This is a genomic window from Escherichia sp. E2586 (genome assembly GCF_005781105.1).
Classification (GTDB): domain Bacteria; phylum Pseudomonadota; class Gammaproteobacteria; order Enterobacterales; family Enterobacteriaceae; genus Escherichia.
Map to the genome: position 1 here is coordinate 1 of NZ_VATN01000018.1, position 12648 is coordinate 12648.

General features: G+C 47.8%; 11 protein-coding genes and 1 pseudogene. 8 read left to right on the forward strand and 4 right to left on the reverse strand.

Annotated features, from left to right (window positions below):
* Positions 1-59: 59 nt before the first annotated feature.
* Both mobB and mobA read right to left on the reverse strand, forming a co-directional pair.
* Positions 60-578, reverse strand: a complete 519-nt coding sequence (gene mobB, locus FEK50_RS16630; RefSeq protein ID WP_131161448.1) for a molybdopterin-guanine dinucleotide biosynthesis protein MobB — start codon at positions 576-578, stop codon at positions 60-62.
* On the reverse strand, positions 560-1144 hold the full coding sequence (gene mobA, locus FEK50_RS16635) for a molybdenum cofactor guanylyltransferase MobA (protein WP_131161449.1): 585 nt from the start codon (positions 1142-1144) through the stop codon (positions 560-562). The genes mobB and mobA overlap by 19 nt, the downstream gene beginning before the upstream one ends.
* A gap of 69 nt (positions 1145-1213) precedes the next feature.
* Here mobA and FEK50_RS16640 point away from each other — a divergent pair, with 69 nt between their 5' ends.
* The 4 genes from FEK50_RS16640 (at position 1214) to FEK50_RS16655 (ending at position 4774) form a co-directional block, all read left to right on the forward strand.
* Positions 1214-1483, forward strand: coding sequence for a YihD family protein (locus FEK50_RS16640; RefSeq protein ID WP_001295263.1), 270 nt, complete (start codon positions 1214-1216; stop codon positions 1481-1483).
* A 76-nt stretch (positions 1484-1559) separates the two neighbouring features.
* Positions 1560-2546 (forward strand): stress response kinase SrkA, encoded by a 987-nt coding sequence (srkA, locus tag FEK50_RS16645; protein ID WP_130209956.1) that lies wholly within the window; start codon positions 1560-1562, stop codon positions 2544-2546.
* A gap of 16 nt (positions 2547-2562) precedes the next feature.
* Positions 2563-3189: a thiol:disulfide interchange protein DsbA gene (gene dsbA / locus FEK50_RS16650; protein ID WP_064527999.1), complete on the forward strand. Its 627-nt coding sequence runs from the start codon at positions 2563-2565 to the stop codon at positions 3187-3189.
* A gap of 154 nt (positions 3190-3343) precedes the next feature.
* Positions 3344-4774: a DUF945 family protein gene (locus FEK50_RS16655; RefSeq protein WP_131161450.1), complete on the forward strand. Its 1431-nt coding sequence runs from the start codon at positions 3344-3346 to the stop codon at positions 4772-4774.
* Between the two features lie 40 nt (positions 4775-4814).
* Here the strand turns inward: FEK50_RS16655 and FEK50_RS16660 are convergent, their stop codons facing one another.
* Complete coding sequence (locus FEK50_RS16660) at positions 4815-5747, reverse strand: acyltransferase (protein WP_131161451.1); 933 nt, start codon at positions 5745-5747, stop codon at positions 4815-4817.
* A 363-nt stretch (positions 5748-6110) separates the two neighbouring features.
* Here FEK50_RS16660 and polA point away from each other — a divergent pair, with 363 nt between their 5' ends.
* Positions 6111-8897 carry a DNA polymerase I gene (polA, locus tag FEK50_RS16670; RefSeq protein WP_131161452.1) on the forward strand — a complete coding sequence of 929 codons (2787 nt, stop codon included), beginning with the start codon at positions 6111-6113 and terminating at the stop codon, positions 8895-8897.
* A gap of 390 nt (positions 8898-9287) precedes the next feature.
* Here polA and yihA read toward each other — a convergent pair whose 3' ends face one another.
* Positions 9288-9920: a ribosome biogenesis GTP-binding protein YihA/YsxC gene (yihA, locus tag FEK50_RS16675; protein ID WP_130209968.1), complete on the reverse strand. Its 633-nt coding sequence runs from the start codon at positions 9918-9920 to the stop codon at positions 9288-9290.
* A 296-nt stretch (positions 9921-10216) separates the two neighbouring features.
* Between yihA and FEK50_RS16680 the strand changes: the two are divergent.
* The 3 genes and pseudogenes from FEK50_RS16680 (at position 10217) to hemN (ending at position 12573) form a co-directional block, all read left to right on the forward strand.
* Positions 10217-10383: pseudogene (locus FEK50_RS16680) on the forward strand (hypothetical protein).
* Positions 10384-10501: 118 nt separating this feature from the next.
* On the forward strand, positions 10502-11011 hold the full coding sequence (gene yihI / locus FEK50_RS16690) for a Der GTPase-activating protein YihI (RefSeq protein ID WP_130209972.1): 510 nt from the start codon (positions 10502-10504) through the stop codon (positions 11009-11011).
* Positions 11012-11199: 188 nt separating this feature from the next.
* Complete coding sequence (gene hemN / locus FEK50_RS16695) at positions 11200-12573, forward strand: oxygen-independent coproporphyrinogen III oxidase (protein WP_130209974.1); 1374 nt, start codon at positions 11200-11202, stop codon at positions 12571-12573.
* Positions 12574-12648: the final 75 nt, after the last annotated feature.

The window sequence follows — 12648 nt, forward strand, 5'->3', positions numbered from 1 at the left end:
AAAAAAATGCCGGATGCGACGCTGGCGCGTCTTATCCAACCTACTCTTGCTTATCCGGCCTACTTTTGCATCCACTCCACCACAAAATCAGCCAGCCCCTCAATATCATTAATATCCAGTAACGCGACATCAAGATTAAGCGGCACATCACTGGCTACAGCAATAACATGTCTGTCTATCACTAATTCTTCTGGTCGATGTCCGGTACCATCGCGAAACAGCACAATCTTCGCGATCTCTTCATGCTTGAACCCTTCAACCAGAATCAGATCCAGCTTTGAGGTATCCATGCGACTTGCAAGAAAATTCAGATCCAACGCTTCTTCGTCTGGCGTCTCCGTTATTAGCGCCCAACGCTGCTGGCTGGCAACGATGGTTTGCGCCGCGCCAGCCTTGCGCAGCTCATAGCTATCTTTGCCCGGTTTATCGACATCCATATCATGATGCGTATGTTTAATCAGCCCCGGGCGGATCCCTCTGGCGCATAATACCGGGATAAGTTTTTTCAACAGCGTCGTTTTTCCGGTGCCGCTCCACGCGGCAAAGGCGAGTAGCGGTATCATTGTTTTTCCTGCCATCGGGCAAGCTCCTCTGGCGTATTCACGTTCACAAATGCTTCTTTACGGTCGCTAAAATCAACCGCGTGACCGCCAGCAAGATTCATAAATGTCATTACCCGGCGTTCTCCTGCTTGCAGATATTCCTGCAACAACGGCTCAATAGCGCGATTTACCAGAGCAATAGTTGGATGATCGCGTTCACCGTCATGGACCCACACAACAGGTGCATCTTTGCGCTGATGATTAAGCCGGGAGACTAAATCCTGGGGAATATAAGGCGTATCGCACGGACAAAACAGAAACCACTCAGCTGCTTCCTGCTGCATTACCGAAAGCATTCCCGCCAGCGGGCCAGGATAATCCGCCAGTGAATCCGCTATTACTTTCAGACCACTTGCCTGATAGATTTCCTGATGACGATTGGCATTAACCACGACGTGAGACAGCTGCGTCATAAGCGCGTCAGCGACATGTTGCCATAATGGTTTGCCGTTTAATTCAAGCAATCCTTTATCTACGCCGCCCATTCGTCTGGCTTTACCGCCCGCCAGTATAACGCCTGTTATCGTCGTCATCAGATTCACCGATATCGCCTCTTTTATTGTGGGATTGACCCTGCTAACGTGTCTGTCTCAAGAGTAAGGAGCATTACTATGAAATGTAAACGTCTGAATGAAGTTATTGAACTCCTCCAGCCAGCCTGGCAAAAAGAGCCAGACCTTAACCTGCTGCAATTTTTGCAGAAACTGGCGAAAGAGTCAGGTTTTGACGGCGAACTGGCGGATTTGACGGATGACATTCTGATCTATCACCTGAAAATGCGCGATTCCGCGAAAGATGCGGTGATCCCAGGGCTGCAGAAAGATTATGAAGAAGATTTCAAAACGGCGCTATTACGTGCGCGTGGCGTAATTAAAGAGTAAAAGCTTGTAAGCGCTACCAACAAAATCATTGTGAAATGATATCCTTCATCATTCGTAATGTTTTCCGGATGATGGGATGAACAACAGCGCTTTTACTTTCCAGACACTACACCCGGATACCATCATGGACGCTCTGTTTGAGCATGGGATCCGGGTGGATTCCGGTCTTACCCCGCTTAACAGCTATGAAAACCGTGTCTATCAATTTCAGGACGAAGATCGTCGGCGTTTTGTCGTCAAATTTTATCGCCCTGAACGTTGGACAGCAGATCAAATCCTCGAAGAGCATCAATTTGCGCTGCAACTGGTAAACGACGAAGTTCCTGTCGCGGCCCCTTTGGCTTTTAACGGCCAGAACTTATTGATTCATCAGGGATTTTATTTCGCCGTTTTCCCAAGCGTCGGTGGTCGTCAGTTCGAAGCCGATAATATTGATCAGATGGAAGCGGTTGGGCGCTATTTAGGGCGCATGCACCAGACGGGGCGCAAACAGCTTTTTATCCATCGCCCGACCATCGGTCTGAATGAATATCTCATTGAACCACGCAAGCTGTTTGAAAATGCTACGCTGATACCTTCTGGGCTGAAAGCGGCCTTCCTTAAGGCAACGGATGAGCTTATTACCGCCGTTACAGCACACTGGCGGGAGGACTTCACCGTTCTGCGATTACATGGTGACTGCCATGCCGGAAATATTCTCTGGCGCGATGGTCCAATGTTTGTCGATCTGGATGATGCGCGTAATGGCCCTGCAATTCAGGACCTGTGGATGTTGCTGAATGGCGATAAAGCTGAGCAGCGGATGCAGTTAGAAACTATTATTGAAGCTTATGAAGAATTTAGCGAGTTCGACACCGCTGAAATCGGACTGATTGAACCTTTACGCGCCATGCGTTTGGTTTATTATCTTGCCTGGCTAATGCGGCGTTGGGCTGATCCCGCGTTCCCGAAAAATTTCCCGTGGTTAACCGGGGAAGATTACTGGCTGCGACAGACGGCGACTTTTATAGAACAGGCAAAAGTTCTACAAGAACCCCCTTTGCAATTAACACCTATGTATTAATCGGAGAGAGTAGATCATGAAAAAGATTTGGCTGGCGCTGGCTGGTTTGGTTTTAGCGTTTAGCGCATCGGCGGCGCAGTATGAAGATGGTAAACAATACACCACGCTGGAAAAGCCGGTTGCTGGCGCGCCGCAAGTGCTGGAGTTTTTCTCTTTCTTCTGCCCACACTGCTATCAGTTTGAAGAAGTTCTGCATATTTCTGAGAATGTGAAGAAAAAACTGCCGGAAGGTGTGAAGATGACTAAATACCACGTCAACTTCATGGGCGGGGAGCTGGGGCAATCTCTGACACAAGCGTGGGCTGTGGCGATGGCGCTGGGTGTAGAAGATAAAGTGACTGTACCACTGTTTGAAGGCGTACAGAAAACACAGACCATTCGCTCTACGGCCGACATTCGTGATGTCTTCATCAACGCAGGTATTAAAGGCGAAGAGTATGATGCAGCATGGAACAGCTTTGTTGTTAAATCTCTGGTCGCACAGCAAGAAAAAGCGGCTGCAGATGTACAATTGCGTGGCGTTCCAGCGATGTTTGTTAACGGTAAATATCAGCTGAATCCGCAGGGTATGGATACCAGCAATATGGATGTTTTTGTTCAGCAGTATGCCGATACAGTAAAATATCTGTCTGAGAAAAAATAATTTATTGTAACTTACATAAAGCCCGTGAATATTCACGGGCTTTTTTATTGTTTAATCAATATAAATACTTTCTGATAATTCACCTCGTTTCTGGACATTTTAATATCAAGCGCGGATATTAAAAGTTTTGCTGTTTTATCAGGGAATAATAGAGATGATACGTAAGTCAGCCACAGGTGTTATTGTTGCATTAGCCATTATCTGGGGCGGTGGAACATGGTATGAAGGGACTCAAATCCAGTCTGGCGTCGAAAAATTTATTAAAGATTTTAACGACAGTAAAAAGAAGGGAGAGCATGCCTATGATATGACCGCCAGCTATAAAAACTTTGACAAAGGTTTTTTTAGCTCTCATTTTCAAATGCTTATTACCTTTGATAAAGGTGCGCCAGATCTCAATATCAAGCCAGGACAAGGTATTGCATTTGATGTGGATGTCGATCATGGCCCCTTGCCCCTATCAATGTTAAAAAGTGGCAATATCTTACCTGCTATGGCGGCAGCAAAAGTTAAATTAGTCAATAATGAACTGACACAACCGCTATTTATTGCCGCAAAAGATAGAGCGCCCGTCGAAGCAACATTGCGATTCGCCTTTGGCGGTTCTTTCTCTACAACTCTGGACGTTGCCCCAGCAGAGTATGGAAAACTCTCCTTTGGTGAAGGTCAGTTTACTTTTAATGGTGATGACAGTTCATTGTCTAATCTCGATGTTGAAGGCAAAGTCGAAGATATTGTTCTGGAATTATCGCCAATGAATAAAGTCACGGCGAAAAGTTTTACCATTAATTCTCTGACGCGATTAGAAGAAAAGAAATTTCCGGTTGGTGAAAGCAAGTCGAAATTTAATCAGATTAGCATTGTCAATCACGGTAACGAAGTTGCCAAACTCGACGCTTTCGTCGCGAAAACCACACTAGAGCGCGTAAAAGATAAAGATCATATCAATGTCAATCTGAGTTACGAAATTGATAAGTTAACAAAAGGGAATCAGCAACTCGGTAGCGGTCAATGGTCATTGATTGCTGAATCTATTGATCCCTTAGCAGTTCGCCAGTTTATCATCCAGTACAACATTGCGACGCAGAAGCAACTTGCAGCACACCCTGAGTTAGCAAATGATGAAGATGCACTGGAAGCAATGAATACGGCATTGTTCAAAGAGTATTTACCGTTATTACAAAAAAGTGAGCCGATCATTAAACTACCTGTAAGCTGGAAGAACGCTGTCGGTGAACTAAATGCTAATCTGGATATTAGTATTGCCGAACCAGCCCAATCGTCATCATCCACAAACAAAGATATTAAATCTTTCAATCTGGATATGAATGTACCGATTAATGTCGTCACTGAAATAGCTAAACAGCTTAATTTATCTGAAGGAATGGATGCTGAAAAAGCTCAAAAGCTGGCTGATAAACAAATCGGCGGAATGGCAACATTAGGTAAGATGTTTCAGTTAATCACAATTGACAACAATATCGCCTCGCTGCAACTGCATTATTTGCCAGGTAAAGTTGTTTTTAACGGGCAGGAGATGAGCGAAGAAGAGTTTATGTCTCGTGCCGGACGTTTAGTGCATTAAAATGATAACTCGCCTCTGCTAATACGGAGGCGAGTTATAACTACTTATCCTGATGCCGTGATGACATCAGTGAAGTCAGAAGTCGGTCTTTTTCCTGCCACAGTGTGTTCAGCCACTGCTGAAAATGACGTTTGAAGCTTTTGTCATTGATATAGTCGCCATGCAACTCTTCAGCAATAGGTTGTAAATCCACATGCACGACAATCCGCGTCAGTTTGCCACTTAACATATCGAAGAATGGCTGGCGGTTATTGTCCGGATAACACAGCGTAACATTGAGTAGTTTATCGAATTGTTTACCCAGCACATTCAGCGTCATCGCGATACCGGCGGCTTTGGGAGGCAGGAGATTTTTAAATGTCGAGTGGGTTTGCTGGTGTTTCTGTTCAGTAAAACGGGAGCCTTCAACAAAATTCACAATTGTGGTGGGATGCAGGCGAAACTTTTCGCAAGACCGACGAGTGGTTTCAACATCTTTACCGCGCCGTTCCGGATGACGTATCAAATAAGCGCGGGAATAGCGCTTCATAAACGGCATATCCAGCGCCCAGCACGCCAGGCCCAGGAAAGGCACCCAGGCCAGTTGCTGCTTGAGAAAATATTTGTTCATTGGAATATGCTTACGAAACAACACGCATAGTACAACAATATCAGCCCAACTGCGGTGGTTACAAATAAGCAGATACCAGTTCTTCTTACTTAGCCCTTCCAGTCCGCGAACTTCCCATTGCAGGTATGGGTTAAGGTGCAGTAATAGCGCTAATCCTTCACACCAGCAATACATCATAAAATCACAAAAAAGCGATACCTTTCGCCAAATCACTGGCACAGGTAACAATAGTTTTACGATCCCGGCAATGATGATCGGGACAGAACAAAAAATGGTGACCAAAATGGTCAATACGATACTCACCAAAAGTGTTATCGCAGCGAGTATTCTCGTCATAATTAAATTATTCAAAAGGTTAGCCATAGACAGTGCGCTAAAGAAGCGCAAGGCGCAGATTTTAGCAGAAAACGGCCCAAATAACGGATGATCCTTAAATAGAAAAATAATTCATATCTATCCACATTAGAAAAAATCCCTATTACTCAATCACCAGCAATGCTTTTATTTTTAACTTTATGAAAAACAACAACAAACCTAATGCTGTAACAAGCATGATAATAAATTAAAAGTGATGTAAATAATTTATACACAAAGTTATCCACATGACGATTTGCGAGCGATCCACAAGATCTACAAAAGATTTTCACGAAAAGCGGTGAAAAACTCATGTTTTCATCCTGTCTGTGGCATCCTTTACCCATAATCTGATAAACAGGCACGGACATTATGGTTCAGATCCCCCAAAACCCACTTATCCTTGTAGATGGTTCATCTTATCTTTATCGCGCATATCACGCGTTTCCGCCGCTGACTAACAGTGCAGGCGAGCCAACCGGTGCGATGTACGGTGTCCTCAACATGCTGCGTAGTCTGATCATGCAATACCAACCGACGCATGCAGCGGTGGTCTTTGACGCCAAGGGAAAAACCTTTCGTGATGAACTGTTTGAACATTACAAATCACATCGCCCGCCAATGCCGGACGATTTGCGCGCGCAGATCGAACCCCTGCACACAATGGTAAAAGCGATGGGGCTGCCTCTGCTGGTCGTTTCTGGCGTAGAAGCAGACGACGTTATTGGTACTCTGGCACGTGAAGCAGAAAAAGCTGGGCGTCCGGTATTGATCAGCACCGGTGATAAAGATATGGCGCAGCTGGTGACGCCAAATATTACGCTTATCAATACCATGACGAATACCATCCTCGGCCCGGAAGAGGTGGTGAATAAGTACGGCGTACCGCCAGAACTGATCATCGACTTCCTCGCGCTGATGGGCGACTCCTCTGATAACATTCCTGGCGTACCGGGCGTCGGTGAAAAAACCGCACAGGCACTGCTACAAGGTCTTGGCGGCCTGGATACGCTGTATGCCGAGCCGGAAAAAATTGCTGGATTGAGCTTCCGCGGCGCGAAAACAATGGCGGCGAAGCTTGAGCAAAATAAAGAGGTGGCCTATCTCTCTTACCAGCTGGCGACGATTAAAACCGACGTTGAACTGGAACTGACCTGCGAACAACTGGAAGTACAACAACCGGCGGCTGAAGAGTTGTTGGGACTGTTCAAAAAGTATGAGTTCAAGCGTTGGATTGCTGATGTCGAAGCGGGCAAATGGTTACAGGCCAAAGGGGCAAAACCAGCCGCGAAGCCGCAGGAAACCATTGTTGTCGACGAAACACCCGAAGTGACTGCAACAGCGATTTCTTACGATAACTACGTCACTATTCTGGACGAAGAAACTCTAAAAGCATGGATTACGAAGCTGGAAAAAGCGCCTGTATTTGCGTTTGATACCGAAACCGACAGCCTCGATAACATCTCCGCCAACCTGGTAGGGCTTTCTTTTGCTATCGAACCTGGCGTAGCGGCCTATATTCCGGTTGCTCATGATTATCTTGATGCGCCCGATCAGATCTCCCGCGAGCGCGCACTCGAGCTGCTAAAACCGCTGCTGGAAGATGAAAAGGCGCTGAAGGTCGGGCAAAACCTGAAATACGATCGCGGCATTCTGGCGAATTACGGTATTGAGCTGCGGGGGATTGCGTTTGATACCATGCTCGAGTCCTACATTCTCAACAGCGTTGCCGGTCGTCACGATATGGACAGCCTCGCGGAACGTTGGTTGAAGCACAAAACCATCACTTTTGAAGAGATTGCTGGTAAAGGCAAAAATCAACTGACCTTTAACCAGATTGCCCTGGAAGAGGCCGGACGTTACGCCGCTGAAGATGCAGATGTCACCTTGCAGCTGCATCTGAAAATGTGGCCGGATCTGCAAAAACACAAAGGGCCACTGAACGTCTTCGAAAACATCGAAATGCCGCTGGTGCCGGTGCTTTCACGCATCGAACGCAACGGTGTGAAGATCGACCCGAAAGTTCTGCACAATCATTCTGAAGAGCTCACCTTGCGTCTGGCTGAGCTGGAAAAGAAAGCGCATGAAATTGCAGGTGAAGAATTTAACCTTTCTTCCACCAAGCAACTGCAAACTATTCTTTTTGAAAAACAGGGTATTAAGCCGCTGAAGAAAACGCCGGGTGGTGCGCCGTCAACGTCAGAAGAGGTACTGGAAGAGCTGGCGCTGGACTACCCGCTGCCAAAAGTGATTCTGGAGTACCGTGGCCTGGCGAAGCTGAAATCGACCTACACCGACAAGCTGCCGCTGATGATCAACCCGAAAACCGGGCGCGTGCATACTTCCTATCACCAGGCAGTAACTGCGACGGGGCGTTTATCCTCAACCGATCCTAACCTGCAAAACATTCCGGTGCGTAACGAAGAAGGCCGCCGTATCCGCCAGGCGTTTATTGCGCCGCAGGATTACGTGATTGTCTCGGCGGACTACTCGCAGATTGAACTGCGCATCATGGCGCATCTTTCACGAGACAAAGGCTTGCTGACCGCATTTGCAGAAGGAAAAGATATCCACCGGGCAACGGCGGCAGAAGTGTTTGGTTTGCCACTGGAAACCGTCACCAGCGAACAACGCCGTAGCGCGAAAGCGATCAACTTTGGTCTGATTTATGGCATGAGTGCTTTCGGTCTGGCACGGCAATTGAACATTCCACGTAAAGAAGCACAGAAGTACATGGACCTTTACTTCGAACGCTACCCAGGCGTACTGGAGTATATGGAACGCACTCGCGCGCAGGCGAAAGAGCAGGGATACGTTGAAACCCTGGACGGACGTCGCCTCTATCTGCCAGATATCAAATCCAGCAACGGTGCACGTCGTGCTGCGGCTGAACGTGCAGCCATTAACGCACCAATGCAGGGAACCGCTGCGGATATCATCAAACGGGCGATGATTGCCGTTGATGCCTGGCTACAGGAAGAGCAACCGCGCGTGCGTATGATCATGCAGGTACACGATGAACTGGTGTTTGAAGTTCATAAAGATGATGTCGATGCGGTAGCGAAGAAGATCCATCAGTTGATGGAAAACTGTACTCGCCTGGATGTGCCGTTGCTGGTGGAAGTGAGTAGTGGCGAAAACTGGGATCAGGCGCACTAAGATTTGCCTTAACAAGCCTTTTTTTCGTAACTAAGCAACATAACCAGCCACGATTTGTGATGGGTATTAGAAAATCCTATGCAACAACTGAAAAAAAATTACAAAAAGTGCTTTCTGAACTGAACAAAAAAGAGTAAAGTTAGTCGCGTAGGGTACAGAGGTAAGATGTTCTATCTTTCAGACCTTTTACTTCACGTAATCGGATTTGGCTGAATTTTTTAGCCGCCCCAGTCAGTAATGACTGGGGCGTTTTTTATTGTGCGAAAGAAAAGATCCGTATTGCCGGATACATTGTGCTTAACAGGCCTACGGTAGAAAATAGCTCATTGAATTTGCATGATTTTATGTGCCAGATACGCGATATCCGGCACATGCATAAGGGCTAGAAAATTATTCGCCGTCCTGCGTTTCTTCTACAGGCTGCATCTCGCTGAACCAGGTATCCAGTTTCTGGCGAAGCTTATCCACGCCTTGCTTCTTCAGAGAAGAGAATGTCTCTACCTGCACATCACCGTTAAACGCCAGCACTGCTTCACGCACCATATTCAATTGCGCTTTACGTGCACCGCTCGCCAGTTTGTCCGCTTTGGTCAGCAACACCAGTACGGCGATATTGCTGTCCACCGCCCACTCAATCATCTGCTGGTCGAGATCTTTCAGCGGATGGCGAATATCCATCAGCACGACCAGGCCTTGTAGACTCTGACGTTTTTCGAGGTACTCACCGAGCGCGCGCTGCCATTTGCGCTTCATCTCTTCAGGAACTTCCGCGTAGCCATAGCCAGGCAAGTCGACCAGACGTTTGCCCTCAGCCACTTCAAACAGGTTGATAAGCTGGGTACGTCCTGGTGTTTTCGAGGTACGCGCCAGGCTTTTCTGGTTAGTCAGCGTGTTCAGCGCGCTGGATTTACCTGCGTTGGAACGGCCTGCAAAAGCCACTTCGATCCCGGTATCGGAAGGTAAGTGGCGAATATCAGGCGCACTCATCACAAAATGCGTCTGTTGATAATTCAAATTAGTCAAAGCGGTCGTCTCCGTCAGTCAAAGCTTTGTGGCGATTATACCTGAACCACAATAAAAGACGGATTTTTCGGCGTGAACGGTGTAAGTAAATACCATGTACTTTGTGAGACATTGCCGATTGTTTTTATGCGAAATCGAAGAGAAATTTCTGCGACACATGTCAAATAGGCTAAATAAATCATGTGATTAGTTTTATACAATAATCTGAAAATGAGTAAATACTGATGATAGTTTATTGTTTGTTTAACACAGAAGCGTAAAGTAGCACCCATAGAGCGAGGACGCTAACAGGAACAATGACTCAGGATGAGGGTCAGGAGCGCCAGGAGGCGAAGACAGAGGATTGTCAGGAAGACAAACGTCCGGAGACGTCACTAAAGGGAAATGGAATCAACACGGAATGTTCCGGCTAATGGAAAAACAGGGTGTGTTGGCGGCCTGCAAGGATTGTAAGACCCGTTAAGGGTTGTGAGTCAGGAAAAAAGGCGACAGAGTAATCTGTCGCCTTTTTTCTTTGCTTGCTTTCTGTTAGATTCCGCCGCAAATCTATACTAAATAAAACGGCTAAAAGACGAATTGATATGAAACCATCATCTTCAAACTCACGCAGCAAAGGTCATGCAAAAGCGCGTCGTAAAACCCGCGAAGAGCTGAATCAGGAAGCTCGTGATCGCAAGCGCCAGAAAAAACGCCGTGGTCATGCACCAGGCAGCCGCGCAGCGGGCGGTAGCGCTACTTCGGGTAGCAAGGGCCAGAATGCACCGAAAGATCCACGTATTGGCAGTAAAACCCCTATTCCATTGGGCGTGACTGAAAAAGTCACCAAACAGCACAAACCGAAGAGTGAGAAACCTATGCTTTCACCGCAGGCGGAGTTGGAGTTACTGGAGACAGATGAGCGTCTGGATGCGCTGCTGGAACGTCTGGAAGCAGGCGAAACCCTGAGTGCCGAAGAGCAATCCTGGGTAGATGCCAAGCTGGATCGTATTGATGAGCTGATGCAGAAACTTGGCCTCTCTTATGACGACGACGAAGAAGAGGAAGAAGACGAGAAGCAAGAAGACATGATGCGTCTGCTGCGGGGCAACTAACGGATTGCCTGCGTGGGCCTTCCCGTTCTGCTGATAACCCTTCCGGTTATATGTTATCTGGTGTGGTTATTCGTTAAACTACAGCGGTTGTCGCGGCGACAAAAGTGGCTGCGCAACCGGCTGATGACCCGAAACGGGCATCCGCCGGTACGCCGTAGCCGCCAGAGACGCCATCGGAAGGAGTGAGCATGTCTGTACAGCAAATCGACTGGGACCTGGCCCTGATCCAGAAATATAACTATTCCGGGCCACGATACACCTCGTACCCGACCGCGCTGGAGTTTTCAGAAGACTTCGGCGAACAGGCGTTTTTACAAGCCGTGGCGCGCTACCCTGAGCGTCCCTTATCTCTCTACGTACATATTCCGTTCTGCCATAAACTTTGCTACTTCTGCGGTTGCAACAAGATTGTGACTCGTCAGCAGCACAAGGCCGACCAGTATCTGGACGTGCTTGAGCAAGAAATCGTCCATCGTGCACCGCTTTTTGCCGGGCGCAAGGTGAGCCAGCTGCACTGGGGCGGTGGAACGCCAACATACCTGAATAAAGCGCAAATCAGCCGCCTGATGAAGCTGTTGCGCGAAAACTTCCAGTTCAATGCCGATGCGGAAATCTCGATCGAAGTCGATCCGCGCGAAATCGAACTGGATGTACTCGATCATTTACGCGCGGAAGGCTTTAACCGCCTGAGCATGGGCGTGCAGGACTTCAACAAAGAAGTACAGCGTCTGGTTAACCGCGAGCAGGATGAAGAGTTCATCTTTGCGCTGCTTAACCATGCGCGTGAGATTGGCTTTACCTCCACCAACATTGACCTGATTTACGGCCTGCCGAAACAGACGCCGGAGAGTTTCGCCTTTACCCTGAAACGCGTGGCGGAACTGAACCCTGACCGTCTGAGCGTCTTTAACTACGCGCATCTGCCAACTATTTTTGCCGCCCAGCGCAAAATCAAAGATGCTGACTTGCCGAGTCCGCAACAAAAACTCGATATTCTGCAGGAAACCATCGCCTTCCTGACACAATCGGGCTATCAGTTTATCGGTATGGATCACTTTGCCCGCCCGGATGACGAGCTGGCGGTGGCCCAACGTGAAGGCGTGCTGCATCGTAACTTCCAGGGCTACACCACCCAGGGCGATACCGATCTGCTTGGGATGGGCGTTTCCGCCATCAGCATGATTGGTGACTGCTACGCGCAGAACCAGAAAGAGTTGAAGCAGTACTATCAGCAAGTGGATGAACAAGGCAATGCGCTGTGGCGTGGTATTGCGCTAACGCGCGATGACTGTATTCGCCGCGATGTGATTAAGTCGCTCATCTGCAACTTCCGTCTGGATTACGCCCCCATTGAGCAACAGTGGGATTTGCACTTCGCTGATTACTTTGCGGAAGATCTCAAGCTGCTCGCCCCATTAGCAGAAGACGGGCTGGTGGATGTGGATGAGAAGGGGATTCAGGTGACGGCTAAAGGTCGCTTGCTGATCCGCAACATTTGCATGTGCTTTGATACTTATCTGCGCCAGAAAGCGCGAATGCAGCAGTTCTCACGGGTGATTTAAATAGTGAATGGCGCTTCGTTGACAAAGTAGAAAACGAAAGCGCCATCAATGTGCTGAGAACAAGATTGCCTGATG

Bases quoted from the DNA above. Each gene is read 5' to 3' on its own strand.
- FEK50_RS16640 (WP_001295263.1), top strand. From the start codon at position 1,214: ATGAAATGTAAACGTCTGAATGAAGTTATTGAACTCCTCCAGCCAGCC.
- FEK50_RS16660 (WP_131161451.1), bottom strand. From the start codon at position 5,747: ATGGCTAACCTTTTGAATAATTTAATTATGACGAGAATACTCGCTGCG.
- hemN (WP_130209974.1), top strand. From the start codon at position 11,200: ATGTCTGTACAGCAAATCGACTGGGACCTGGCCCTGATCCAGAAATAT.
- yihI (WP_130209972.1), top strand. From the start codon at position 10,502: ATGAAACCATCATCTTCAAACTCACGCAGCAAAGGTCATGCAAAAGCG.
- mobB (WP_131161448.1), bottom strand. From the start codon at position 578: ATGGCAGGAAAAACAATGATACCGCTACTCGCCTTTGCCGCGTGGAGC.
- srkA (WP_130209956.1), top strand. From the start codon at position 1,560: ATGAACAACAGCGCTTTTACTTTCCAGACACTACACCCGGATACCATC.
- dsbA (WP_064527999.1), top strand. From the start codon at position 2,563: ATGAAAAAGATTTGGCTGGCGCTGGCTGGTTTGGTTTTAGCGTTTAGC.
- polA (WP_131161452.1), top strand. From the start codon at position 6,111: ATGGTTCAGATCCCCCAAAACCCACTTATCCTTGTAGATGGTTCATCT.
- FEK50_RS16655 (WP_131161450.1), top strand. From the start codon at position 3,344: ATGATACGTAAGTCAGCCACAGGTGTTATTGTTGCATTAGCCATTATC.